This is a genomic window from Microbacterium sp. F01 (genome assembly GCF_056156365.1).
In genome coordinates, this window is sequence record NZ_CM149592.1 from 4,440,861 (window position 1) to 4,466,626 (window position 25,766).

At 70.4% G+C, this 25,766-nt stretch carries 21 protein-coding genes; 8 read left to right on the forward strand and 13 right to left on the reverse strand.

Annotated elements, in window-relative coordinates:
• Positions 1–26: 26 nt before the first annotated feature.
• Entirely contained in the window at positions 27–2,108 is a 2,082-nt protein-coding gene (locus ACVN90_RS20380; RefSeq protein ID WP_475100022.1) for a DUF2264 domain-containing protein, read from the reverse strand.
• A 199-nt stretch (positions 2,109–2,307) separates the two neighbouring features.
• On the opposite strand from ACVN90_RS20380, the gene ACVN90_RS20385 reads away from it, so the two are divergent.
• Genes ACVN90_RS20385 through ACVN90_RS20395 form a run of 3 tightly spaced genes read left to right on the forward strand, consistent with a single transcriptional unit; the run spans position 2,308 to position 6,901 of the window.
• Positions 2,308–4,299, forward strand: coding sequence for a heparinase II/III domain-containing protein (locus ACVN90_RS20385; RefSeq protein ID WP_475100023.1), 1,992 nt, complete (start codon positions 2,308–2,310; stop codon positions 4,297–4,299).
• Positions 4,296–5,402: a LacI family DNA-binding transcriptional regulator gene (locus ACVN90_RS20390; RefSeq protein ID WP_475100024.1), complete on the forward strand. Its 1,107-nt coding sequence runs from the start codon at positions 4,296–4,298 to the stop codon at positions 5,400–5,402. Before ACVN90_RS20385 ends, ACVN90_RS20390 begins: the two co-directional genes overlap by 4 nt.
• A 35-nt stretch (positions 5,403–5,437) precedes the next feature.
• Positions 5,438–6,901 carry a glutamate-cysteine ligase family protein gene (locus ACVN90_RS20395; protein ID WP_475100025.1) on the forward strand — a complete coding sequence of 488 codons (1,464 nt, stop codon included), beginning with the start codon at positions 5,438–5,440 and terminating at the stop codon, positions 6,899–6,901.
• A gap of 16 nt (positions 6,902–6,917) precedes the next feature.
• Here the strand turns inward: ACVN90_RS20395 and ACVN90_RS20400 are convergent, their stop codons facing one another.
• Genes ACVN90_RS20400 through ACVN90_RS20410 form a run of 3 tightly spaced genes read right to left on the reverse strand, consistent with a single transcriptional unit; the run spans position 6,918 to position 10,072 of the window.
• A complete protein-coding gene (locus tag ACVN90_RS20400) occupies positions 6,918–7,904 on the reverse strand; it encodes a Gfo/Idh/MocA family protein (RefSeq protein WP_475100026.1) in 987 nt (328 codons plus the stop codon).
• A gap of 39 nt (positions 7,905–7,943) precedes the next feature.
• Positions 7,944–8,858: an EamA family transporter gene (locus ACVN90_RS20405; protein ID WP_475100027.1), complete on the reverse strand. Its 915-nt coding sequence runs from the start codon at positions 8,856–8,858 to the stop codon at positions 7,944–7,946.
• Positions 8,858–10,072 carry a serine hydrolase domain-containing protein gene (locus ACVN90_RS20410; RefSeq protein ID WP_475100028.1) on the reverse strand — a complete coding sequence of 405 codons (1,215 nt, stop codon included), beginning with the start codon at positions 10,070–10,072 and terminating at the stop codon, positions 8,858–8,860. Before ACVN90_RS20410 ends, ACVN90_RS20405 begins: the two co-directional genes overlap by 1 nt.
• A 131-nt stretch (positions 10,073–10,203) precedes the next feature.
• Here ACVN90_RS20410 and ACVN90_RS20415 point away from each other — a divergent pair, with 131 nt between their 5' ends.
• Positions 10,204–10,530, forward strand: coding sequence for a DUF2470 domain-containing protein (locus tag ACVN90_RS20415; RefSeq protein ID WP_475100029.1), 327 nt, complete (start codon positions 10,204–10,206; stop codon positions 10,528–10,530).
• Between the two features lie 45 nt (positions 10,531–10,575).
• Entirely contained in the window at positions 10,576–11,238 is a 663-nt protein-coding gene (locus tag ACVN90_RS20420; protein ID WP_475100030.1) for a biliverdin-producing heme oxygenase, read from the forward strand.
• 6 nt (positions 11,239–11,244) lie between these two features.
• Here the strand turns inward: ACVN90_RS20420 and ACVN90_RS20425 are convergent, their stop codons facing one another.
• On the reverse strand, positions 11,245–12,609 hold the full coding sequence (locus tag ACVN90_RS20425; protein WP_475100031.1) for an ATP-dependent DNA helicase: 1,365 nt from the start codon (positions 12,607–12,609) through the stop codon (positions 11,245–11,247).
• 178 nt (positions 12,610–12,787) lie between these two features.
• Between ACVN90_RS20425 and ACVN90_RS20430 the strand changes: the two genes are divergently transcribed.
• Together ACVN90_RS20430 and ACVN90_RS20435 are read left to right on the forward strand one after the other, a co-directional pair.
• A complete protein-coding gene (locus tag ACVN90_RS20430; protein WP_475102163.1) occupies positions 12,788–13,933 on the forward strand; it encodes a hypothetical protein in 1,146 nt (381 codons plus the stop codon).
• Positions 13,934–13,999: 66 nt separating this feature from the next.
• A complete protein-coding gene (locus tag ACVN90_RS20435) occupies positions 14,000–15,799 on the forward strand; it encodes a SulP family inorganic anion transporter (RefSeq protein ID WP_475100032.1) in 1,800 nt (599 codons plus the stop codon).
• 3 nt (positions 15,800–15,802) lie between these two features.
• Here the strand turns inward: ACVN90_RS20435 and ACVN90_RS20440 are convergent, their stop codons facing one another.
• The 3 genes from ACVN90_RS20440 to ACVN90_RS20450 form a co-directional block, all read right to left on the reverse strand.
• Complete coding sequence (locus ACVN90_RS20440; RefSeq protein ID WP_475100033.1) at positions 15,803–17,782, reverse strand: bifunctional copper resistance protein CopD/cytochrome c oxidase assembly protein; 1,980 nt, start codon at positions 17,780–17,782, stop codon at positions 15,803–15,805.
• Positions 17,783–17,886: 104 nt separating this feature from the next.
• The gene (locus ACVN90_RS20445) at positions 17,887–18,174 is read right to left on the reverse strand and encodes an HU family DNA-binding protein (RefSeq protein ID WP_045301792.1); all 288 of its coding nucleotides are present in this window, start codon (positions 18,172–18,174) and stop codon (positions 17,887–17,889) included.
• Positions 18,175–18,385: 211 nt separating this feature from the next.
• Positions 18,386–18,979, reverse strand: coding sequence for a TetR/AcrR family transcriptional regulator (locus tag ACVN90_RS20450; protein WP_475100034.1), 594 nt, complete (start codon positions 18,977–18,979; stop codon positions 18,386–18,388).
• A gap of 225 nt (positions 18,980–19,204) precedes the next feature.
• Between ACVN90_RS20450 and ACVN90_RS20455 the strand changes: the two genes are divergently transcribed.
• Positions 19,205–20,059 carry an alpha/beta hydrolase gene (locus ACVN90_RS20455; RefSeq protein ID WP_475100035.1) on the forward strand — a complete coding sequence of 285 codons (855 nt, stop codon included), beginning with the start codon at positions 19,205–19,207 and terminating at the stop codon, positions 20,057–20,059.
• A 167-nt stretch (positions 20,060–20,226) separates the two neighbouring features.
• Here the strand turns inward: ACVN90_RS20455 and ACVN90_RS20460 are convergent, their stop codons facing one another.
• The 5 genes from ACVN90_RS20460 to ACVN90_RS20480 form a co-directional block, all read right to left on the reverse strand.
• On the reverse strand, positions 20,227–21,303 hold the full coding sequence (locus tag ACVN90_RS20460) for an alpha/beta hydrolase fold domain-containing protein (RefSeq protein ID WP_475100036.1): 1,077 nt from the start codon (positions 21,301–21,303) through the stop codon (positions 20,227–20,229).
• Positions 21,304–21,473: 170 nt separating this feature from the next.
• On the reverse strand, positions 21,474–22,736 hold the full coding sequence (locus ACVN90_RS20465; protein WP_475100037.1) for an ABC transporter substrate-binding protein: 1,263 nt from the start codon (positions 22,734–22,736) through the stop codon (positions 21,474–21,476).
• 73 nt (positions 22,737–22,809) lie between these two features.
• Complete coding sequence (locus ACVN90_RS20470; protein ID WP_475100038.1) at positions 22,810–23,691, reverse strand: carbohydrate ABC transporter permease; 882 nt, start codon at positions 23,689–23,691, stop codon at positions 22,810–22,812.
• Complete coding sequence (locus ACVN90_RS20475; RefSeq protein ID WP_475100039.1) at positions 23,688–24,674, reverse strand: carbohydrate ABC transporter permease; 987 nt, start codon at positions 24,672–24,674, stop codon at positions 23,688–23,690. Before ACVN90_RS20475 ends, ACVN90_RS20470 begins: the two co-directional genes overlap by 4 nt.
• 89 nt (positions 24,675–24,763) lie before the next feature.
• Positions 24,764–25,765 (reverse strand): LacI family DNA-binding transcriptional regulator, encoded by a 1,002-nt coding sequence (locus ACVN90_RS20480; protein WP_475100040.1) that lies wholly within the window; start codon positions 25,763–25,765, stop codon positions 24,764–24,766.
• Position 25,766: the final 1 nt, after the last annotated feature.

Consider the following 25,766-nt stretch of genomic DNA (forward strand, 5'->3'; position numbering starts at 1 on the left):
GCGGACCCTTCCTCGGGCCCATCGGGTTACCGGTTCGCGGGGGATCCGGGGTGTGCGAGACGACTCGTGGTCGCCGTTCCGTCCGGCCAGGTGACCGTGACGGTGGTCTGGTCGCCGTCCTCCTCGAGGACGACGCGTCCTGCATCGGCGGGCGATGCGAGGTCTGCGGTGGTGAGCTCGACGAGCGTCGCGCTCCACGTGCCCGGCTCGACCGGGAACAACACGAGCGGCACGCCGGCGACAGGCCCCAGCGGGCTGGCGTCTTCGCGAGTCTCGATCCTCGCTTCGCCGGTGCCGAGGAGGGGACGGATGCTGCTGCTCAGCGTGTTCGCGATCACCGAGGCGGCAGCATCCGTGGCACGCCCTGCATCCTCATCTGAGGACGAGAGCTGAGATGGGGAGGCCGACTCGACGCGTGCTCCCTCATTCCGGCTCAGCTCCTCAATTGAGGAGCGCGGGGATTGGTCGGCCGCCAGCGCCCAGCCGCCCACGCGGAGGCGGAGCGAGGCCGCGTCGACGCCGGACTCGAGGGCGTCGACGCGGGCGAGACGCACCTCCCACGGACCGCGCACGAGCGAGTGCACCTCGACGACGCCGGCGATCTCGACGTCGCCGTCGACGCCCGAGCCGTGGCGCTGCGCCGACGGGCGCACGTCGATCCAATGGGCACGGGAGACGGATGCTGCGATCCCGACGCGACCGCCCGCGTCATCCTGCACGCGCACGTCGATGAGCTCCATCGCCGCGCGATGGGTGGCGCGGCCGGCGGCGTCGACGAGGGCGACGGACTGCTCGAGGGGCTCCTCGAACGCCCGTCGGTTCGCGAGCGGGCCCGCCGCGGTCGAGTATCCGATGCGGGCGTACAGCGGCGAGTCGCCGACCAGGCTGCCGTCGGCCGCGTGGTCGGTGCCGTGGTTGACGATGCGCACGATGCCGTCAGCCTGCGTGCCCGAGATCACCCAGCCCGCGGGCCGCACGGTGCGCAGCGTGTCGCCCGACTCGATCGGCAGCGGCTCGCTCTCGGCGGCCCACACCGGGTGGTCGGCCGGAAGCGCGATGCCGAGGAGGCCCTTGACGGCCCAGTACGGCGAGCCCGGGCCGGAGTACGACTGGGCGAGCTCGCGCCACTCGTGGTGCCAGCCCATCGTGAGGACGCCGTCCTGCGCCGGGACGCCGGAGTCGGCGAAGTGCGCGACGACGGCGTTGGCTGCGCGGCGCAGCTGCCCGAGCGGCACCGACGGGACCTCGGCGATAGCCCCGACCCAGAACGGGGCCGCGGCGGCGAAGCGGTAGATGAGGCTGCGGCCCTGCACGAGCGGCGAACCGTCGGCGCCGACGAGGGTGACGGCGTCCTGCAGGAAGCGGTCGAGGCGCGCGATGTCACCGGGCGTGCGGCCGGCGGCGAGCTCCTCGGCACCCTGCATGCGCGACCACAGCACGGGGTAGGTGTGCAGGGCCCAGCCGACGTAGTGGTCGTACGAGCGCTCGAAGCCGTCCGAGATCCAGCCGTCCTCGCGCAGGAGCACGTCGTGCAGGGCGAGGTCGTCGGCGATGTCGTCGGCCGACCACGGCCCCCCGACCGAGCGCAGGAACGTCTGCACGACGACGCGGAACCACAGCCAGTTGGTCTTCGGGTACGTCGCGTCGCCCACGACCGGGGCGAGGTAGTCGACGACGCGCTGCTGGGTCAGGGCGTCGAGGCGGTCCCAGATCCACGGGCGCGTCATGTCGAGCACGAGTGCGAGCGATGCCGCCTCGACCTTGGCCTGCGCGTGCTCATCGAGCCGCACCCAGCGGTCCTCCGCCTCCGGGTCGACGCCCGTCACGATGCCGCGTCGGTAGAAGTCGGCGAGCTCCTCGGTGCCCTCCCCGCGCGCACCGGCGATGCGGAATCCGGCGAGAAGGAACGTGCGGGCGAAGCCCTCGAGTCCGTCGACGGCGTGGCCGTAACCGCCTTCGGCACCCGGGAAGTGGATCCGGCCGGCACCCGGCGACGCGTGGGTGCGCGCCGTGTCGAGCAGGCGATCGGCGTAGCCGAGCCACTCGTCGCGCGTCCAGTCGATACCCGTCGCGATGTGCGCCGACGTGGTGGGCTGCTGGACCGTCACTGGGATCTCCCTTGATGCCTTCTTCTCGCCGCCGGAATCGGGTCCTGCGGAAAGCGAACGTTTGGGACTGTAGCAACCCAATTCGTTCATTGCAAGGTTGTTTGAGATTCGTTATGATCGTTTATGATCGCTTTAGGTTCAGAGAGAGCCTCACTGCGACGGTGGATCCCCATCGATGGTGAATCAACGAGGAGGAACTGTGACGACCGCGAGCGCGACGTTCCAAGGTGAGCTGGCCGCCGTCTACGACCGGCAGGCCGGCGTCGACAGCGCCGGATTCGCCACGGCTCTCGCCTCCCTGCTCGCCTCGCCGGACCACGCCCTCCCCGTTGCGTCGTCCGACGACCGCACGATCTGGGGTCCGGCCGGCAGCGCCGACCCCGTCGCCGTCGCCGACGTGATCGCCCGCGCCCGCGAGGATCTCGGCCGCCCGTGGGGCGTCCCGCTCGCCACTGCCGCGGCCCGTATCCACGACGACGGCGACCGCGTGGGGTGGGAGACCGTCGTGTTCGAGCGGCAGTTCCGCCTCGCCCGCGCCGCCGTCGCCGCCGCTCATCACATCGACGATCCCGAGCTCGGCGCCCGGTTCCTCGCCGAGGTCCTCGACGGCGTCTGGCTGATCTGCGAGCAGAGCTCGTGGTGCTGGCCGGCTCACGACGACACCTTCCGCGAGCGCGGGTCCGTGCTCCCGACGGTGACCGCGCCGTACCTCGACCTGGGCGCCGGCGAGGCGGTCGCGCTCTTGACCTGGGTCGACCAGCTCCTCGGCGCCCGGCTCGATGCCCGGTACCCCGGCATCCGTTCCCGCATCCGCCACGAGGCGCACGTGCGCGTGTTCCAGCCGTTCACCGAGCGCCGCGACTGGCACTGGCTCGGGCTCGACGGCGACGTGCACAACTGGAACCCGTGGATCCACGGCAACGTGATCACCGCCGCGCTGCGGCTGCTCGACGGCCCGCGCGAGGCCGACGAGCGGGCACGCATCGTGGCGATGGCCATCGAAGGGATCGACCGCTATGTGTCGGTCCTCCCCGCCGACGGCGCCATCGACGAGGGCTACGCGTACTGGTGGAACGGCGCGTGCCGCGCGCTCGAGGCCCTCGACATCGTGCGCCACGCGACCGGGGGAGTGCTCGACGCCTCCGGCATCCCGGCGCTGCGCGAGACCGTGGCGTTCCCACACCGCTCTCACCTCGGCGGCGACTGGTACCTGAACCTCGCCGACGGTCAGGCGCGCCCGCCGGCGGCGCAGCCGTGGCACGCCCTGCATCGTGCGGCGCGGAGCGCGGGAGACACGGATGCTGCCGCCCACGCCGCGGCGCACCGCACCGCGGGCGAGCCCGCTGCCACGGAGCACGAGGGCTTCGGCCGCCTGCTGCGCGGCATCACGGACCCGGCCTGGGTCGGCGCGGCGCAGGAGGCGTCGCCGTTCCCCCGCGACGTCTGGCTGCCCTCGACGGAGGTGCTGCTGGCCCGCGAGCACGGTGGCACGGCACGCGGTCTCACGGTCGCGGCCAAGGGCGGGCACAACGGCGAACACCACAACCACAACGACGTCGGCTCGTTCGTCGTTGCGTCGGACGGCGTGCCCGTCATCGTCGACGCCGGCCGCCCGACCTACACGCTGCAGACCTTCGGACCCGGGCGCTACGACATCTGGACGATGCAGAGCGGCTGGCACAACGTGCCCGTGATCGGCGGCATCGAGCAGAGCCCCGGCGCCGAGTTCGCGGCCTCCGACGTTTGGGTGGACGACGCGTCGCTCTCGCTCGAGCTTTCGGGCGCGTACGTCGGCGCGGCTCCGTGGCGGCGTACGGTGCGCCTGGAGCGCGCAGCGCGCCGCGTGGTCATCGAGGACTCCTGGACACCCGCCGACCTTCCGCTCGTTGAGCGAGCGAGGCGAGTCGAAACCCGGACCGTCCCGCAGACCCAGGTGCGGATGCTGCTGGCCGGCGACGTGCGGCGGGACGCGGCATCCGTCGTCGTCACTCCTCTCGACGGCGCAACCCCTGTGCGGATCTCGTGGCCCGAGGGGGTGGAGGCGTCGCTCGTCGTGCGCGAACTCGACGACCCGATGCTCTCCGAGGTGTGGGGGCCGCGACTCACCCGGCTCGATCTCGACGTGACGACGGCCGACGCGGTCGCCGTCACGGTAGAACTGGACCTGACGAACGCGGAGGACGCCCGATGACCGACCAGACACCGGCGCTGCTGGCCGCGGAGCGGCGGGCGCACGTGATGGCCACGCTCGAGCGCGACGGCGCGGTACGCGTCGCACAGCTCATGGACGAGCTCGGGGTCGCTCCCGTGACGCTGCGCCGCGATCTCGCGCAGATGGAGCGCGAAGGATTGCTCGTGCGCGTGCACGGTGGTGCCGTGCCGCCGGCGGGAAGTCTCGACGACGTCGAGTCGGGGCATGCGGCTCCCGCCACCCGCACAGGCTCGATCGCGATGCTCGTGCCGTCGCTGAGCTTCTACTGGCCGAGCGTCGTGCGCGGCGCCGAGACCGAGGCGACACGCCACGGTCTGCGCGTCGTGCTGCGCGGCGCGTCCTACGAACTGCAGGACGAGCGCCCCGTCCTCGAGCGGCTCGTGCACACCGAGGGCGTGCGCGGTCTCGTCGTCGCGCCGAACACCGACACACCCCATGCGCAGGACGTCGTGCAGTGGCTCGCCGAGTGCGGCGTGCCGAACGTGCTCGTCGAGCGCGATGCCGTGCTGCTCCCGGATGGCAGCCCGGTCGAGAACGTCACCACCGACCACGCGCTCGGCGCCGTGCTCGCGGCGCGCCACCTCGCCTCGCTCGGCCACCGCCGCGTCGGACTCATCATCGCGCGGGACTCGCCCACGTCGCGCAAGATCGCGGCCGGCTGGCAGGCGGCCTGCCTCGAGCTCGGCCTCACCCCGTCGGATCATTTCGAGACGAGCCTGCCGCCGCGCACGAGCCCGGACTTCTCGGCCGTCGTCGACGCCACGCTCGACGCGGCGCTGTCGAACTCGGTCACCGCGATCCTCGTGCATTCCGACCCGGAGGCGATGGCGTTCGTCGACCTCGCGCTGAACCGCGGCATCTCGGTCCCCGGCGACCTGTCGGTCGTCGCGTACGACGACGAGGTCGCCGAGCTGTTCACCCCGGCTCTGACCGCGGTGAGCCCGCCGCGCAACTCGGTCGGCCGGGCCGCCGTCGATCTGCTGGCGCGCCGCATCGAGGACCCCACGCGTCCGGTCCACCGCGTCGTGCTGAACCCGACGCTGAACGTCCGCGGCTCGACCGCGCCGCCGCGCGGCGCGTAGGCGCGGAATCGCCCGCGGCTCGCTAGAGTGCCGCCATGGGGGAGGACGTCCCGGCACAGGAGTTCACCCGCGCCGATCGCACTCGTCATCGCGAGAAGGTCCGGCGCAACCTCGACGTGTTCGCGCGCATGCTGCGCGAAGCGCACTTCGACACCGACGACCCGCTGACGGGCCTCGAGGTCGAGCTGAACCTCGTCGACGAGGCGGGAGACCCGGCGCTGCGCAACGCCGAGGCTCTGGATGCGATAGCGGATGCTGCGTTCCAGACCGAACTCGGACAGTTCAACATCGAGATCAACGTGCCGCCGGCGCGCCTGCGCGAGGGCGGTCTCACGACGTTCGAGGAGGGACTGCGCCGCAGCCTCAATCACGCCGAGGAGCGGTCATCGACCGTCGGTGCGCACCTCGTGATGATCGGCATCCTGCCCACGCTCGCAGAGGGGCACCTCCGGCCCGACAGCATCAGCGCCAATCCGCGCTACCGGCTGCTGAGCGAGCAGATCCTCGACGCGCGCGGTGAGGACATCTCGATCAAGATCGACGGACCCGAGCGGCTCGTCACGACCGCGGACTCGATCCTCCCCGAGGCGGCGTGCACCAGCACGCAACTGCACGTGCAGACGTCCCCGGACTCGTTCGCGGCGTACTGGAACGCCTCGCAGGCGATCGCGGGCGTGCAGCTGGCGATGTCGGCCAACTCGCCGTATCTGCTGGGCAAGGAGCTCTGGCGCGAGACGCGCATCCCGCTGTTCGAGCAGGCCACCGACACCCGCAGCGAGGAGCTCAAGGTGCAGGGGGTGCGGCCGCGGGTGTGGTTCGGCGAGCGCTGGATCACCTCGGTGTTCGACCTCTTCGAGGAGAACGTCCGGTACTTCCCGGCGCTCCTGCCGATCGTCCACGACGACGACCCGATGGCCGTGCTCGACGGCGGCGGCATCCCCGATCTCGCGGAGCTGCGGCTGCACAACGGGACGATCTACCGGTGGAACCGCCCGATCTACGACGTCGCCGGCGGCGTGCCGCACCTCCGCGTCGAGAATCGGCTGCTCGCAGCCGGACCGACCGTCGTCGACATCATGGCCAACGCCGCGTTCTACTTCGGGCTCGTGCGGGCGATCGCCGAGAACGACCGTCCGCTGTGGTCGCAGCTGTCGTTCACCGCGGCGGAGGAGAACTTCCACACGGCGGCTCGCGACGGGATCGACGCCCAGTTCTACTGGCCCGGGGTCGGCCAGGTGCCCGCGACCGAGCTCGTGCTGCGGCGGCTCCTGCCCCTCGCACACCGGGGTCTGGAAGCGTGGGGTGTCGAGACATCCGTTCGCGATCGTCTGCTCGGGATCATCGAGGGGCGGTGCCTCACCGGCGTCACGGGCGCCGGCTGGTTCACGGATCGGATGCATCGGCGGGCCGACATGGACCGCTACGACGCGCTGCGCGCCACCCTGCTCGAGTACCGCGAGGCGATGCACACGAACGAGCCCGTGCACACCTGGGAGTGACCCGCCCCCTGGCTGATCAGCCGGCGAGGGCGGCCGCGCGCCAGTCGGTGAGCACGCGAGCCGCGGCGCGCGTGTGCGCCCACGGCATCTGCGGCACCTCGACACGCCCCTCCGTGAGCGCCAGCGACAGGGCGTCGGCCTCGGCCGCCATCGGCTGCACGGTGGGCAGTTCCACGACCCGCTCGTCGGCTCCGCGGCGCACGATCAGCGTCGACGGGCTTTCGGTGCGGCTGCCCCACACGTTCGGCAGCACGACCTCGGCGTCGGCGAACCGCAGCACGCCGGTGTCGGACAGGTTCTCGATGACCGACGTCGCGATTCCGGCCGTCAGCTCGCCGAAGGCGAGCTCCGCCGACGCGGTGCCGTCGACGCCCCCCACCAGCTCGGCCTCGAACGACCGGTACTCCGGTGTGATCGGACGGCCCGCCGCGGCCGCGAGGTCGATCGCGAGTGCCAGCGGGTAGCAGCCCACGTCGAGGATCGCACCGCCGCCGACCGCCGGGTCGAACAGACGCCCCTCGCGTGTGCCGGCGTCGAAGCCGAAGGCTCCCTCGAACCGCTGCGGCGCGCCGAGCTCCCCGCCCGCCGCGAGTTCCCGCAGGGCGTCTGCGAACGGCCCGAACCGCGTCTTGAACGCCTCGAGGAAGGGGCGCTGCGTGCGCTCAGCGGTCGCGAGGATGCGCTCCACCTCGTCGAGCGTCGGGCTCGCCGGCTTCTCGCACAGCACGGCCTTGCCCGCTTCGAGCGCGCGGATCGCGAGGTCGGCGTGGGCGGTGTGGACCGTCCCGACGTACACCGCGTCCACGTCCTCGCGGGCAAGGATCTCGTCGTACGTGCCGGATGCTGCGGCCCCGTGCTCCGCTGCGAAGGCCGACGCACGCTCGGCCGACGAGCTGCCCACGGCGTGCAGCATCCCGTACTGCGAAGCACGAAGCCCGACCACGAAGTCCCGGCTGATCCACCCCGGCCCGAGGACCGCCCATCTCGTCTGCGCCTGAGTCACGCCCCGATGCTACCGAGCCGTAGGCTCGTCACGCTTCGGTCAGGCGATCGGCTCGGCGGCCTCGCGCGCGGCACGGGCGGACGAGCGGATCGCGCCGATGCTCGCGGCGATCACCAGCGCGATGCCGAGGCTCTCGAGCCAGGTCATATGTTGCCCGAGGAATATGAAGCCCGCGAGCGCCGCGGTCGCCGGCGCGAGGCTCATGAGGATCGCGAAGACGGCCGCCGGGAGGCGCCGGAGCGCGATGAGCTCGAGCGCGTACGGGATCGTCGACGACAGCACAGCCACGGCCGCGCCGAGCGCGACGATCTCGATCCGCAGGAGGGCGGCGCCGGCATCCGCGATCCCGAACGGCAGGGCGATCAGGGCACCGAAGGTCATCGCGAGCGCGAGGCCGTCGAGTTTGGGGAACGCGCGCCCGACGCGCGCCGAGGCGAGGATGTAGAACGCCCAGCTGGCGGCGGCGCCGAGCGCGAACAGCACGCCGAGCGGGTCGAGGCGGTCCCATCCGCCGCCGCCCAGCGCGACGACGCCCGCGAGGGCGACCAGCGCCCACAGCCAGGCCGAGGCGCGACGCGCGGCGACGATCGACAGCACGAGGGGCCCGAGGACCTCGATCGTCACGGTGACGCCGAGCGGCAGCCGTTCGAGCGCGAGGTAGAACAGGCCGTTCATCAGCGCGAGCACGAGCCCGAACAGCGCCACCGCCGTCCAGTCGGCGCGCGAGTGGCCGCGCACGCGAGGCCGCGCGATCATCAGCAGCACGATCGCCGAGAACACCAGGCGCAGCATCACCATGCCGAGCGGCCCGACCTGCGGGAACAGCAGCACCGCGATCGACGCGCCGACCTCCTGGCACGCGAGGCCCACGATCACCAGCAGGATCGCGGGTGTCGTCCCCGAGGGTCCGGGACCCGTGACCTCGGCGCCTCCGGAGCCCGCCCCGGCGCTCATTAGGCAGCGGGGGGAGTGCAGACCGCGAGGGTGTCGATCGCGGCGTGGTACTGCTCGGCGGTCCAGGGAAGGCCTGCTTCGGGCGCCGTCTCGCCCGCCGTCGCAGGGGTCTTCGACGCGATCGCCGCGAGCTCCCAGGCCAGATATTCGCCCACGGCGGCGTCGGCGGCCGAGTTGTTGAGCACGACGGCCACGGTGAGTCCGGTCGTGGGGTCGGCGAACGCCGCGGTGATGTATCCCGGAACCTTGCCGTACTGGCCGATGAGCGAGCCGGCGATCAGCGCGCCGCCGTCCGCGGCGTACCACGACGGGGCGTCGGCCGCGACCGCGACCGGCGCGTTGAACCGGTCGTCGTCCTCGACGAGCGAACCCGACGCCAGGGACTGCACGTAGCGGCCGAGGTCGTGGATGTCGGTGATCACGCCGGCGTCGGTGAAGCCGCTGCTCGACGAGGCGGCGGTGAGATCGAGCGGCTGCGCGCAGTCGAGGGCGCCCTCGGCGTTGTTGACCGACTGCCCGCCCATGAGCACGCCCGACGTGGGGAGCTCACCGAGCGCGGTCGCCTCGAGCCCGAGCGGATCGGCGACGTAGCCGTTGATGAGGTCCGCCGCCGTCGCCTCGGTCGCGCGCTGCAGGGCGAGGCCGAGCAGGACGTACCCGGCGTCGGAGTCACGGTAGGCGGCACCCGGGTCGCTTGTGCGCGGCTGCCCCAGGCCGAAGCTCGCCAGGTAGCGCGGATCCCACACCCGGTCGGGGTTCGAGAGCCACGACGAGTACAGCTGGCCGGCGTACGAGCCGATGCCGGACGTGCCGTCGCAAAGCTCGATGAGCGTCACGTCGGCGAGGTCGGGCACACCCGAGACGTACTCGGTGATGCTGTCGTCGAGCGCGACCTTGCCCGCAGCTGCGGCCTCGAAGAGCACATCGCACGTCATGGCGCGCGTGATCTTGCCCGCCCGGAACACCAGGTCGTCGGTGACCTCGCCGCCGCCGTCCGGGCGCTGCGTGCCGAGGCCCGAGACCCAGCTGCCGCTCCACGGCGCCCACACGCCCACGATCGCGCCGGACGAGCCGGTGACGCCCATCGCGTGGGTGACGGCATCCGTCAGCTGCTGGACGGTCTCGTCGGCGAAGGCCGCGGTCGTCTGCGGGGGCACGTCGGGCTGGATGTTGCCCCCGAAGGAGCATCCGGCGAAGAGGAGAGCAGATGTCACGGCACCGGCGACCACCGCGATGGCGCGTCGATGTGTGGAGCGGGTCCGCATTCTCACCCCCCGATGATCGTGCAATGAATTCAAACACACCAACGTCACTTGCGCGGAACGGCGATCCGTAGGGTGAGAGCATGACCCATCTCTTCGACGACGCCGCGCTGACCGGCGTGCTCGGCCACATGAACGGCGACCACGCCGGCGACAACCTCCTCATCTCGCGCGCGTTCGCCGCGGACGCCGGAGTGACGGATGCTGAGATCACCGCCGCGACGATGACCGGGTTCGACGGAGACCAGGGCGTCTGGCAGGCGACGCTGGCCGACGGCACGACAGCCGAGATCGCGGTGCCGTGGCCGACGGGCCCGATCACGGAGCGGCGCGAGGTGCGGCGGGAGATCGTCGCGCTGTACGACGAGGCGTGCAGCCGCCTCGGAATCGAGCCCCGACCGCACGCATAGGAAATTGGGGGTTAGGTTCGCCTTATCTTCAGTTAGCATGAAGGTATGAGCGACCCGATCCCGTTCTCCACCGCGCTGCGCGAGCGCTCCAGCAGCTCGCACTCGTCGAGCGAGCACTCCGGCTTCATGGCCGACCTGATGAAGGGGGAGGGCACGCGCGAGGACTACGTCGCGCTCGTCGTGCAGCACTGGTTCATCTACGAGGCGCTCGAGCGCACCGCCGGCCAGATGCGCAACGACCCCGTCGCCGCGGTGTTCATCTCCGACAAGCTCACGCGCCTGCCCGCACTCGAGGCCGACCTCGAGTTCCTGGTCGGTCCCGACTGGCGCGACCGCATCGAGCCGCTGCCGACCACGCGCCGCTACGTCGACCGCATCAACGAGGTGGGCGCGACATGGGCGGGCGGCTTCGTCGCCCACCACTACACGCGCTACCTCGGTGACCTCTCCGGCGGCCAGTTCATCGGACGCCTGATGGCGCGCCGCTTCGGGTTCGAGACGAATGGCATCGGCTTCTACCTCTTCGACGACATCGCCGACCCGAAGGCCTTCAAGGACGTCTACCGCGAGCAGCTCGACGCCGCCCCATGGGATGCCGCGGAGCAGGAGCGCGTGATCGACGAGGTCCTCCTCGCCTACCGCTTCAACACCGAGCTCTTCGAGGACCTCGCCGCCGCCAAGGCCGCCCAGCCCGCCCACGTCGCCTGAAGCGCCTCAGGCCACCGGCGTCCCGCGGACCGCGGACGCCATGAACCGCCTGACGTCGGGATCGACCTGGATGTCGCGGGGTCGCAGCGGCCGTGAGAGGTACAGGCCGTCGAGCGAGGTCAGCCGCGACAGGGCGACGTAGGTCTGTCCCGGCGCGAACGCGCCGGAGCCGAGGTCGATGATCGCGCGATCGTACGTCTTGCCCTGCGACTTGTGGATCGTGACCGCCCACGCCAGCCGCAGCGGGAACTGGGTGAACTCGGCGACGATGTCGCGGGTCAGCTGCTTCGACCCCGGGTTGTACGAATAGCGGTACTTCTCCCACACCGACGGCTCGACGTCGAACTCCTCGCCATCGACGTCGACGCGCACGGTCTCGCCCGCGATGCGGGTGACCGTTCCGATCGTGCCGTTGACCCACCGCGGCGGCTCGCCGAACGAAGCGGTGTCGTTGCGCAGGAACATCACCTGGGCCCCGACCTTTAGCTTGAGCTCGAGATCGGCGGGGTACGCGGCATCCCCTCGTCCGAAATCGCCGTTGACCTCCGCCATCGCCGTCTGCTCGCGCCCCACCAGCTCGCCCAGGTGGCGCCGGTTGATGTTGTTGACGATGTCGTTGCGGGTCGCGAGCGTGATGATCGGGTGCTCGCCGTCGAGCGGATCCGGGGGAGTGCGGGCGCCGGTCGTGTTGAGCACCTCGGCGATGTCGGCCGTCACCCGGCCGTAGCGCACGGCATTGAGCATCGCCTTGAACGCCGGGTCGGACTGCCGGTGGATGTCGACGAGCTCGCGGATGTTGAGGTCGGCGCCGTACGAGCCGACGTCGAGGATGCCGTCGCTCGCGGCCTCACCCACCCACACCTTGGCGTCGAAGAACCAGAACGACCGGTAGTGGTCCTGCACGTACCGCAGCTCGTCGCCGCGCGGCGGAACAGGGGCGAGCTGGTACGGGTCGCCGAACATGACGATCTGCGTGCCGCCGAACGGCTCGCCGCGCCGCCCGCGCGCCTTGCGCAGCGACCGGTCGATCGCGTCCATGAGGTCGGCGTTGACCATCGAGATCTCGTCGATCACGAGGGTGTCGATCGCGTTGAGCAGCTTGCGGGTCGCGTCGGACTGGTCCTCGTCGTGCGAGCCGATGATGCCGAGCGGCAGCTTGAAGAGCGAGTGGATCGTCTGACCCTCGACGTTGAGCGCCGCGACCCCCGTCGGCGCGCACACCGCGATCTGCTTGTTCGTGTTCCACGCGAGGTGCTGCAGCAGCGTCGACTTGCCGGTCCCGGCGCGCCCGGTCACGAACACGTGCTCGCGGGTGTCTTCGATGAGCCGGAACAGCGCCTCCTGCTCGGCAGACAGAGGCGGAGTGTTCACCGACTCATGTTAACGAGCGGATGCTGCTTCCCGGCCCTCTGCGCCGCGATCGGTGGACACCCGCGCACTGTCCACAGGCGGTTCGTCGGCGTCGCGCCACCCCCGAGTTGCGAAGTTCGCGGTCCACAGGGCCCTCCCGGCCACGCTTTCCTAGACTGGGCGCGTGGACCAGGGGGTGATGGACACGTCGTCCGGTCGCGCGAGTGCGCCGCCGGCCGCTCCGGCGACCCCCGGCACCGCCGCGGCGACCCCCGAGCAGGATCTCATCCAGCCCCCCGCCAAGGGGCGCACGCGCCGCCGTCTCGCCCTCGATCTCACGCTGCTCGGCGTCGCCGGGGTCCTTCTCGTGGGCGCCGCCTTCGCTGCCTGGGGAGTGATGCAGCGGGAGTTCTACAGCCCGAAGGCGTTCGTCGAACGATACGTGCAGCTGCTGGCCGAGGGACGGGCGGCCGATGCGCTGGCGGTGCCCGGCGTCGCGGTGAACTCCGCCGAGCTCGAACAGGCGGGTCTGCCGCCCACGGCGTCCGAGGCGCTGCTGCGCAGCTCCGCCCTCGCCCCGATCCGCGACGCGCATGTCGTCTCGGAGGAGCAGGACGGCGACGTCACGCACGTCACGATCGAGTACACGGCACGCGGCCACGACGGTCGCACGACGTTCTCGGTCGAGCAGGACGGGTCCATCGGCCTCGCGCCGACGTGGCGGTTCGCGAAGAGCCCGCTCGCGGTCATGAACCTCGGCGTCACCGGCTCGATGGTCTTCGATGTGAACGGCTTCGAGATCGACAAGCGCCAGGTGTCGCCCGACGGGGCGGATGCCGACCCCGCCGCACCCGTCTCGCTCCTCGTCTTCTCGCCCGGTGTGTACTCGGTGTCGGTCGACACCGCGATCTCGAGCACCCCGGGCGTGGCCGTGCTCTCCGACAGCCCGTTCCGGGCGATCCCGGTGAACGTGGTGGCCCAGCCCACCGAGAAGTTCCTCGGCGTCGTGCAGGAGAAGGTCGAGGAGTTCCTCACCTCCTGCGCCACGCAGGAGGTGCTGCAGCCGACGGCGTGCCCGTTCGGCTACTTCGTCGAGGACCGCATCACGTCGCTCCCGAAGTGGTCCATCACGCAGCAGCCGACCGTCGCCGTCGAGCCCGCCGGCGCCGGCTGGTCGATTCTCGCCGCCGAAGCCGTCGCCCACATCGAGGTCGGCATCCGCTCCCTCTTCGACGGCCGCGTGCGCGCCGTCAGCGAGGACGTCCCCTTCATCGTCAAGGGCACGATCACCGTGCGCCCCGACGGCACCGCGACGATCGTGGTGACCGGACCCGACACGACCTGACGCCGCGCAGCGCCCCGCAGGGATCGCGCGCAAGGTCTGCAACCCGCGGACGATCTTTCCGCCAAGATGGGTGCCGGGGTCGAGATGACGTCGAAGTGGATCAATCGCTGGGTTCCGGCGGTCGCGGTCGTGCGCGACTACAAGCGCGCGTGGCTGTGGCCCGACGTGCGGGCGGGCCTCGTCGTGACCGCGCTGCTGATCCCCGCGGGCATGGGTTACGCCGAGGTCGCGGGCCTGCCGCCGGTGACCGGCCTCTACGCCACGATCGTGCCGCTGCTCGCCTACGCGATCTTCGGTCCCTCCCGCATTCTCGTGCTCGGGCCGGATTCGTCGCTCGCGCCCATCATCGCGGCGGCGATCCTGCCCCTCGCGCTGGGCGACGAGGCGCAGTCCGTGGCACTCGCGGGGCTGCTCGCGATCATGGTCGGCGCCCTCCTGCTGATCGGCGGGCTCGTGCGCCTGGGCTTCGTCACCGACCTGCTCTCGAAGCCGATCCGCGTCGGCTACCTCAACGCGATCGCCGTCATCGTCATCCTGTCGCAGCTGCCGAAGCTGCTGGGGTTCTCGGTCGACGCGCCGACGCTGTGGCAGGGCGCCATCGGCCTCGTCGAGGCGATCGCGGCGGGAGAGCTCGACCCCATCGCCACCGCCTTCGGCGTCGGGTCGCTCGTCGTGATCTTCGCGCTGCGAGCGCTCCACACGCGCGTACGCATACCCGGCACGCTCGTGGTGGTGGTGCTGTCGATGGTGCTCGTCGCGTTCCTGGGTCTCGAGACCGCGATCCCCGTCGTCGGCGCGCTCCCGCAGGGACTCCCGGCGCCCGCCCTCGGCGGACTGGAATGGGCGGATGTCGCCGCCCTCGCACTCCCGGCCGCCGGCATCGCCCTCATCGCGTTCACCGACACGGCGGTGCTGTCCCGCACCCTCGCCGCACGCCGTGGCGAGAGCGTCAGCGGCAGTCAGGAGATGGCGGCGCTGGGCCTGTCGAACATCGCCGGCGGCGCGCTCGGCGGCTTCCCCATCTCGGGTTCGTCGTCGCGTACCCCGGTCGCCGAGCAGGCCGGCTCACGCACGCAGCTGACCGGCGTGGTCGGCGCGGTCCTGCTCATCGTGTTCATCCTGGTGCTCCCCGATCTCACGCGCTTCCTCCCGTCGGCGACCCTCGCCGCCGTCGTCATCAGCGCCGTGATCAGCTTCATCGACGCGCGCGGATTCCTCCGGCTGGTGCGCATCAACGTCGTCGACGCCGTGCTCTCGGCTGCCGCGTTCCTCGGCGTGCTCGTGTTCGGCGTGCTCCAGGGCATCGCGATCACGATCGGCCTGTCGTTCATCGCGTTCGTCAACCGCTCGTGGCGGCCGTACAAGGCCGAACTCGGTCTCGTCGAGGGTCTGCGCGGCTATCACGACCTCTCTCGCAATCCCGAGGGGGAACGGGTGCCGGGGGTCGTCATCGTGCGGTTCGACGCTCCGCTGTTCTTCGCGAACGGAGCGATCTTCGACGACTGGGTGCGCTCGCGCGTCCGCGCCGCCGGCCCCGACGTGAAGACCGTCATCCTCGCCGCCGAGCCCATCACCGACATCGACACGACGGCGGCGGAAGAGCTCGTCGAGCTCGACGAGTATCTCGAGGCACGCGGCATCCGCCTCATCATCGCCGAGATGAAGTCGCCGGTCGTCGACTCCCTCGCCCGCTACGGACTCACCGACCGGTTCACGCCCGACCGTTTCGCCCCGACCGTCGGCGCGGCTGTCGACGAGGTCACGGGCACGCTGCGCAGCGACATCGGCGGCACGAAATGGGATGCTGCGCCCGAAACTCCGAGCGGCGAACCGGGTGACGAGCCCCCCGGCAGCGCGAAAGGGTAGATCTCAGCCGCCGGTGCGCGCGTCGCGCTCGGCGAGTGCGGCCAGGCGGGCGTTGTACGCCTCGAGTTCGGCGTCGCCGGTGCGGTCGGCGTGGCGGTCGCGGCGCTTCGTCTCGCGGTCGTCGCTGCGGCTCCACTGGATCGCCACCGTGATCGCGAGGATGAGCGTGGGGATCTCGCCGATCGACCAGGCGATGCCACCGCCGGCGTACTGGTCCTCGAGCGGTGTCGCGCCCCACGTGCGGCCCATCGAGCCGAACCACTCGGCGATCATGAGGCCCTCCTGCATCATGATCGCGATGCCGAAGAACGCGTGCATCGCCATGACGCCGATGAGGAGCAGCAGTCGCCCCGGGTACGGCAGGCGATACGGCACCGGGTCGATGCCGATGAGACTCATCACGAAGAGGTACCCCGTGATGAGGAAGTGCGCGATCATCCACTCGTGCCCGAGGTGGTCGTACAGCGACCAGCGGAACAGGTCGGTGTAGTAGAAGACCCAGAGCGAGCCGATGAACAGGCCCGCCGCGACGAACGGGTTCGTGAGGATGCGCGCCACCGGCGAGTGGACCACCCAGAGCAGCCACTCGCGTCCGCCGCGGGTGCCGTCGTCGCGCTTGTGGATCGCGCGCGCCGCCAGCGTGATCGGTGCGCCCGGCACGAGCAGCAGCGGGATCGCCATGGTCAGGAGCATGTGCCCGACCATGTGCATGCTGAACAGGTAGTCCTGGTAGACGTTGATCACGCCGCCGGTGACCCACACGAGCAGCACCCAGCCGACGACCCACATGATCGTGCGATACACCGGCCACGCGTCGCCGCGGCGACGCAGGCGCCAGACGCCCACGAGGTAGAAGAAGATCGCGAAGCCGGCGATGACGGCCCACAGCAGGTCGACGTTCCACGCCGTGAACCAGCGTTCGATCGTGAGCTCGGGCGGCAGCGGGGCCCCGGTGAGTCGCTCGGCCGGCGTCGGCGTCTGCGGGATCAGCGGCGCCACCGGCGGAGGCGTGCGCGCGAGGGCGGCTGCTGCACCGCTCGCGACGCCCATCAGCACGAGTTCGAAGGCGATGAGCGTCCAGAAGGCGCGGGTCGCAGCATCCTGGATCCGCATCTTCCCGATGAGGCGCGTGCGATACCAGGCGCCGAACAGGCCGAGCGCGATGAGCGCCAGCACCTTCACGCCGAGGATCACGCCGTACGGCGAGACGAGCGCCGACCAGTCCTGCAGGCCGATCGCCGCGCGCACGGTACCCGACACGGCGACCACGACGAACGCGGCGAGCGCGATGCTCGAGTAGCGGGCGACGGTCGCGACGTTGTCGCCGCGTGACTGCAGCGGCCGCACGATCACGATCAGGAGCAGCCCGCCGAGCCACACCGCGGCGGCGAGGATGTGCAGGATCAGCGCGGTCATCGCCTCGTGGTGGAAGGCCTCCTCGCCGGAGTGGCCCTGGGTGCCCATCGGGACGAGGGATGCCGCGGCCAGAAGTGCGACGAAGAACGTCGCGGTCCACGAGCGCACGGCGAAGGTCAGCACGGTGAGCGCGGCGCCGGCGATCGTGGTGATGAGCCACGTGCGGCCGACCTCGGTCTCGACGATGAAGCGGCCGAGCTGGGCGCCGAACTCCGGGCCGATGCTGAGGACCGGGTTGAAGGCGTCGACGAACGTGAGGAAGCCGGTGGCGGCCGCGGCCATCGTGAACACGGCCGCCGAGATCGACGCGGTGTCCAGGGCGACGTCGAACTCGCGATCGCCCGCGCGGAGCGTGAAGAGGGCCGTCACCAGCACGCCGACCATGCCGGCGGCGGCGAGGTTGACGAAGAGCTTCGCGGTCGGCAGGCCCCAGCGGACGAACGGCCCCGGGTCGGCGATCGCGAGCGGCGCGGCGCCGCCGCCGAACGCCAGCGCCCACACCATGACCGCCAGCGCGGCCACGACGAGGATCACGGGCCCGACGGCCCGCAGGGCGCGGGGGTTCACCCCTCAAGCCTACGTTGCGGCACCTGTCCGGTTTCCCGCCCGGAGACGCAGGAGAGGGGATGCCGCAGGTCGCGGCATCCCCTCTCCGGAGGTCTGCGTCGGAATTACTTGACGGCGGCCTTCAGCTTCGAGCCCGCGGTGACCTTGACGCGCTTGCCCGCGGGGATCTTGATCTCCTCGCCGGTCTGCGGGTTGCGGCCCGTGCGAGCCGAGGTGGCGACCTGCTCGAACGCGATCCAGCCCGGGATCGAGACCTTGCTGCCGGCGGCGACCGCGTCGGAGACGGTGGAGAAGAGGGAGTCGAGCACGCCAGAGACGGCGGACTGGCTCTGGCCGGTCGCGCTCGCGATGCTCGCGACGAGCTCGGTCTTGGTGATGGTCTTGTCGGCCATTTGGTATGTCCTCCAAAGACGACGAGTGCCGTCTTGTCATTGCTCGGACCGGTTGGCTTCGCCCCCCGGCTGGTCGGATCGACCGGTCCCGAATGTACCCGACCTGGCCGACAGAACCGCGTATTTCTGCGGATTTCTGCCGATTCAGACCGCGTGTCGTGTGAAAAGAGTGACAGATGTGACTCGTGAGCCTCGATTACGCCGACAGCGTTCAGCCCTTGTGCGCAGCGATGAGGTCGCGGGCGGTGCGGGCGAACGCCGGGCCGACGCGGTCCTGGCCGTCCAGGTAGCCGCCGACGAGCGCCGCATCACGCAGCAGGACGAGGGATGCTGCGACCCCCTCGGGATCCCGCAGGCGGGCGTCCTCCGCCAGCTGTCGCAGGGTCTCGCGGAACCACTCGCGGTGGGCGGCGATGAGCTCGCGCACCGGTCCCTCGTCGGGGTACTCGGCGGCGGCGTTGATGAAGGGGCACCCCCGGGTGTGGCGGTCGCGGATGTCCTGCTCGATGCCAGAGACCACGAGATCGAGGAGCACATCGGGGTCATCCGATGCCTGCGACGCCTGCGCGAACAGCGCTCGCAGCCCTTGGTCCTCGCCCTCGAGGTAGGCGAGCACGAGGCCCTCCTTGCCGGCGAACTGCTTGTACATGGTCGCGCGCGTGACGCCCGCTTCGTCGATGATCCGGTCGACCCCGACCGAGTGGATGCCCTCGTTGTAGAAGAGGTCGGTGGCCGCCTCCAGGAGGCGCTGGCGCGCGGGCGACGGGTGCGTTGCCGCGTGGGACGCGGCGGTGGTGGTGCTCATGGATCCCCCTCAGGTCCTTCCATCGTGCCACCGTTTCTGGGCCCTGACCGGGCTCGGAAGGGGGCGCGAATCGTGCTCCGGAATCTTTTCAAGATTTTCTGGGAATAGTCTTGCGTAGATAGAACGTTCGGTCTACCATCGGACACATCAGCCGGAGACACACCAGGATCCGGAACCTGAGACCCACAACCGAAACCACCGCAAGACACCACTGAGGAGCACGACATGAACACCACGACCAAGACCCCCATCGTCCTCATCCACGGCCTCTGGATGACGCCGAAGAGCTGGAACACCTGGGCGGAGCGCTTCCGCGCCGCCGGCCACCAGGTGATCGTCCCGGGCTGGCCCGGCATCGACGACCGCTCGGTCGAAGACATCCGCAACAACCCCGAGGCGCTCAAGGGCATCGGCCTGAAGCAGATCGCCGACAACTACGAGCGCATCATCCGCCAGCTTCCCGAGAAGCCGATCATCATCGGCCACTCCTTCGGGGGAGTCCTGACCCAGATGCTCGCCGACCGCGGCCTCGGCGTCGCCTACGTCGGCGTCGCCCCCGGACAGACCGCCGGCGTCACCGCACTGCCGCTGTCGACCCTGTGGACCGGCACCCCGATCCTGTCGAACCCGTTCGGCATCAACGGCGCCAAGCCGCTGAGCAAGCGTCACTTCCACTTCACGTTCGGCAACGATCTTCCTCGCTCGGCATCCGACGAGCTCTGGGAGGAGTACGCGGTCAATTCGTACAACAAGGTCTTCTTCGAGGGCGTCTCGTCGGTGCTCAACGAGAAGGGCGGCGTCACGCACGTCGACTACGGCCGCACCGACCGCGCGCCGCTCCTCATCATCACCGGCGAGATCGACCACGTCGTTCCCCCGGCGATCGGCAAGGCCATCGTGAAGAAGTACCAGGCCTCGGGCAGCCCCGCGGTCGTCGAGTACAAGGAGTATGCGGGCCGCACCCACCGCCTGGTGAGCCAGGACGGCTGGGAGGAGATCGCCGACGACGCCCTCGAGTGGGCGACCACGCATCAGGTGCGCGAGACGGCGGAGGCTCCTGAGACGGAGGCGGCTCAGTAAACGGATGCTGCGCCCCCGCGCCGCGCCGACAGCACCCGGTCGTCGAGCTCCCAGTCACCTCTGGTGGTTCGGCGGTCGGGTGGTGTCCCGGCCGGTGTCCGCGGTGGGACGCAGAGGCCCGGGGTTCTTCGGAACCCCGGGCCTTCCTCGTGCCCGGCGGCGGCCCGTCACGCGTGCAGGCGGCGGAGAGCGGTCACGACGTCGTCGTGCCAGCGGCGGGCAGCGGGCAGTACGCCCGTGAAGATCGGGGTGTCGTGCGTCACGCCCTGGTACCGCACGACACTGGCGTCGACGCCGGCGGCGCGCAGCGCGGCGCCGTAGGCGTCGCCGTCGCCGCGCAGCGGGTCGTACTCGGCGGTCAGGATCACCGCCGGCGGCAGATCCGCGTGCGAGGCAGCACGCAGCGGCGATGCGTAGGGCTCGCGTGCTCGCCGCTTCGAGGGCAGATACGTGCGGGCGACCGAGCGTAGCTCACGGGCGACGATGAACCGCGGGATGCCGAGCGCCCCGGTCGCACGAAGGTCGAGGTGGGCGCCGGTGAGGTCGACGACGGGCACCTCGAGCACCTGCAGCCGCACCGGGAGCGCGGCGCGGTCGCGGTTGGCGAGGGTCAGCGCGGCCGCCAGGTTCGCGCCGGCAGAGACGCCGGCCACGCCGATGCGGTCGGCATCGATGCCGAGCTCGGACGCGTGCACGAACAGCCACTCGAGTGCCGCATGCGCCTGCTCGACCTGCACGGGATAGCGCTGCTCCGGCGCGAGGGCGTAGTCGACGGCGGCGATCGCGACCTGTGCGTCCGCGCAGCGGCTGCGGAACGCGGCATCCGTCGTCGGATAGTCGATGCCGCCGATGCGGAAGGCCCCGCCGTAGAACGCCAGGATGGCGGGCACCGGGCCGTCGCCGTCGGGGTGGTAGATCCGCACGCGGACGGGCGGATGCCCAGGAACCGCGACCTCGTGCTCGGTGATCCGCACGTCCGGGCCGGGAGTTCCGACGGTGCGCAGCTCGGTGCGGTCCCACGCCAGCGCCGCCCGGCGGTGGCGTGCTCGAGCTTTCGCGCGCGGACCGAGTCCGGCGTCCTTCCCCGGCTTCGCGTCCTTCGCGGGCTTCACCGGCTCCGGAACGCTCGTGCGGCCGAAAGGCCACAGCGCCCACAGCCGCTTGCGCATCGATCCCAGTGCCTGGTCGAACAGGTACTTGCGGTGCACGCGCAGGCGCTCCGCGAAGAACGGGTCCAGCGGCATCCGATCCTCCTCCGCGGGTGCGACGTGCCGAGTCTACGGACGCGTGCTCGTCCGAGTGCGCCAGTTTCCGGCAGCACACGCGCGAGGGTGCGGGACCCGGAACGGATGCTGCGCCCGTGAGCGCACGCAAGGCCCGGAGCTCCGAGAAGCTCCGGGCCTGCAGCCGCCTGCTACTCGCCGGACTCCTGCGCGAGCTTGGCGTCGAGGGCCGCCCCGACGTCGGCCGGCGTCGCCTGACCCTGCGCCATGAGTTGGATCTGTGCGACCAGCTCGGTGTACAGCGCGTCCTGGTACTTCGGCCACGAGATCATCGGCAGGTAGAACTTGCCGTCGAGCAGAGCCTGGAACGGCACCTCGAGCGACTCGTCGATCGTCGGGGTGTAGTTCGACGTCGTCGTCATGTCGTTCGTCTGCTCCTGGAAGATGCGCACACCCTCCTCGCTGGCGAGGAACTCGAGGAAGGTCTTCGCCGCTTCCGGCTCCTTCGCGGCGGTGTTGATCGCGTAGCCGGGCGACGCGGCACCGGTGAAGAAGGGCTCGCCGGCCTCCTGCGGCACGCCCGCGAAGGTGAAAGTGATGTCTGGGTTCGCCTCGCGGATGGTGCCGACGTCCCACGGACCGGTCGTGATCATCGCGACGCGCTCGCCGACGAACTCGTCGCGCACCTGGTCGCCGGTGAGGCCGACCATGTCGGGGCTGAGCACACCCTCGGCGATCAGCTCGTCCCAGGGGGTGAGCGGGTCGGTCCACAGGTCCTCGAAGGTCGATTCGCCGGCGAAGATCTGCGCGTCGACGTCGCCTCCCTGTTCGTAGTTCGCGAGGCCCACGGCCGAGCCGAGCGACGTCGGGAAGCCCTGCCACGACTCGAGGAACGGAACGACCCCGGCGGCCTTGAGTGTGGTGAGCATCTCGACGAACGAGTCCCAGTCGGTGGGGAACTCGGCGTACCCGTGCTCGGCGAGGAGGTCCTCGTTGTAGAGGATGCCCGACGCCCACGACGAGATCGACAGCCCGTACGCCTCGCCGTCGGGACCCGCGTAGGTCGCCGTGTTGAACTCGGACGCGACGTCCATGAACGGCTCGTCGCTGAGGTCCTCGACGAACCCGCCCTCGATGAGGTTCGTCTTGTTCTCGGCGGCGATGAGGAAGACGTCGGCGGCGGTGTTCGATCCGAGACGGTTCTGCAGCGTGGAGATGTACTCCGCGACCGGCGGCGCCGACGAGAACTCGACGCGGATGTCGGGGTTCTCCTCCTCGAACGCCTCGATCACGGGCGTCATGGTCTCTTCGTTCGACCACGAGAAGAACGTGAGCACGGTCCGGTCGTCAGCGGGTGCACCGGAGCAGCCGGCGAGCGCCACGGCCGTGGCGAGGGCTGCGGCGCCGGCGGCGAGCCGGACCGTCGTGCGGGCGGAGGGGAAGGGATGCGTCATTGCTGTGCCTTTCGGTTGTTGGATCGTTACAGATCGCGGGAACACCCGCGGACCGCCGTGCGAGCGGTGCATCTCAGCCCTTGACGCTTCCCGCGATGAGGCCGCGCACGATGTGGCGCTGCATCGCGATGAAGAAGATCACCATCGGGATCAGGACGATGACCGAGAGCGTCAGGAACATCGGCCAGTCGGTCGTGAACTCGCCGACCGCTTTGTACGTCTGCAGGACGAGGGTCTGCTTCTCGGTCGAGCTGATGAACACGACCGGCAGCAGGAAATCGTTCCAGACCCACATCGTCTGGAAGACGCCGACCGTCACGAGGATCGGCCGGATGAGCGGGAGGGCGATGCGCCAGTAGATCTGCCAGGGGCCCGCGCCGTCGATGCGCGCCGCCTCGATCACCTCGCCGGGGAGCGTGCGCATGTACCCGACGATGAGGAAGTAACAGAACACCGCTCCCGCCGAGTACAGGATGATGAGCCCCTCGAGGGTGTCGACGAGCCGCGCGTCGCTCAGCAGCCGGTACAGCGGGATGAGCGTCACCTGCCCCGGCACGAGGAAGGCGATCACGAGCAGCACGACCATGAGCCGCGATGTGCGCATGATCACCGAGAACGCAGCCATCGAGCCGATCAGCAGCATGAGCAGGATCGAGGCGACTGTCACGTACAGCGTGTTGAGGAACGCCTGAGCCACCGGCACTTCCGTGAACACGCGGACGTAGTTGTCGAGGTTGAACGTGGTCGGCAGCGCGAGCGGAGACGCCGTCGTCTCGGCCTGCGTCTTGAGCGTGTTGATCACGAGGTAGTAGAACGGCAGCCCGACCAGCACCGCGAGCGGGATCATGACGACGCTCGTGACGATCGCGCCGGGGCGCGACAGCACCCGTTCGCGACGGCGCGCCGTGACGGCGGGGACGGATGCTGCACTCCCGGCGACTTCGCGGACGCTCATGAGAACCTCCCCTCGAGGCGGCGGGAGAGGAAGAGCTGCAGGGCGACGATCGCCCCGACCGCGATCATGAAGATCACCGCGAGCGCGGACGCCTGCCCGTACTTCGCCTGCGAGACGCCGTTCTGGATGATCGTCTGGGTGATCGTGAAGGTCGAGAAGCCCGGGCCGCCCTTGGTCAGCGTGATCGGCAGGTCGTAGACCTTGAGTCCGCCCGTCATGAGCAGCAGCCAGCTCACCGTCATCGCCGGCAGCAGCAGCGGGAGCGTGATGTAGAGAAAGCGCTGGAGCCCCGACGCGCCGTCGATGCGCGCCACCTCGTAATAGTCGCCGGGGATCGACTGCAGGTAGGCGAGATAGAGGATCGCGTGCCAGCCGGTCGAGGTCCAGACGGCGACGGCGATCACGCTGATCTGCGCGAGCGTGCTGTTCGACAGCCACGGGATCGGCCCGATGCCGGCGATCGACATGAGCAGCGAGTTGAGCGCACCCGATCCCAGCGGGTTGAGGATGAAGCCCCACACCAGCCCGAGGATCGCGACCGACGGGATGGCGGGGAAGAAGAAGATGGCGCGCACCGCGTTGCGTCCGAAGAACGCCCGGTCGAGGACGACAGCCAGCGGGATGGCGAGCGCCGTGATGATGATCGTCGTGGCGAGCGTGAACAGGATCGTGAAGCTGAGGCCCGCGAGCATCGACGGGTCGGTGAAGACATTCGCGTAGTTGCGGAGCCCGACGAACTGCGCGTCGGACGAGTAGCCGTTGAAGTCCGTGAAGCTCCACCACAGCGACTGCGCCAGCGGGATCGCGAACAGCACGATGAACACGATGATCATCGGGACGAGGAACAGGCTGATCCGCACCCGGTCGGCGCGATAGACCGGGCCGTGGCTGCCGACCGGCTGACGGAGCCATCGCGACATGCGCCTGCCGGCCGTGACGAGGACCCGTGTATCCGTCTGGGGTCTCTCTTCGATGACTGTCACGTGATCTCCTTCGATCAGCGGAAGTGGACTGAATGCTACCTGTATCGTTACAACCGGTCTAGGGCCGGCGCCGAACCCTCATCGCGAGCTCATCCCGTCGACTCCCGCGCGACCACCCGGAACCCGGTCACGTGCTCCTTGGGCTGCCAGTCCGGCGCGTCGGCCAGACGTGCGAGCAGGAGGTCGACCGCGAGCCGGGCGACCTCCTCGTGATCGGGGTCGATCGTGGTGAGGCTCGGCACGCCATACCGCGCCTCGAGGATGTCGTCGAAGCCGACGACCTTCACATCGCCGGGGACCGCGAGGCCTCGGTCGGCGAGTCCGCGGATCACGCCGAGAGCGACGGTGTCCGTGATGCACACCACGCCGTCGACGCCGCGCCCGCCGCCGACAAGCCCGTGCGCCGCCAGGCGCCCGCCCTCGGACGACAGCTCGTGCAGCTCGACGACGAGCCGCGGGTCGGCCTCGATGCCGCGCTCGGCGAGCGCTCGGCGGTAGCCCGCGTGGCGCAGCGACGTGACGCTGAGGCGGCTGACATCGTCGCCCTCGATCATGGCGATGCGCCGGCATCCTCGCTCGATCAGGTGCATCGTGGCCGCGTACGTGCCTTCTTCGTTCGGCAGCGCGATGTGGTCGACCGGGGAGCCGAAGACGCTCTCGCCGAGGATCACCATCGGCACGTCGGTGGTCAGCAGGTCGCGGTCGGCGGAGCCGAGCCCGACCGCCGAGAGGATCAGCCCGTCGTACATGCGCGTGCGCGACGAGACGATCGCCGACAGCTCGTTCTCGCGGTCGGCGCCGGTCTGCTCGATCACCACGCGGTACCCCGCGTCCTGCGCCTTCGCGATGACGCGCGCCGCGAGCTGCGCGAAGTACGGCCGGTCGACCTCCGGCACGGCGAACCCGATCGTGTTGGTGCGACCGGCGCGCAGGTTGCGCGCGGCGACGTTCACGCGATAGCCCAGGTCGTCGATCGCCTTGAGCACGCGCTCACGCGTCTCGGCGCGCACGTGCGGGTGCTTGTTGAGCACGTTCGACACGGTCATCGGCGAGACGCCGGCGGCCTTGGCGACGTCGTGCAGGGTGGCCATT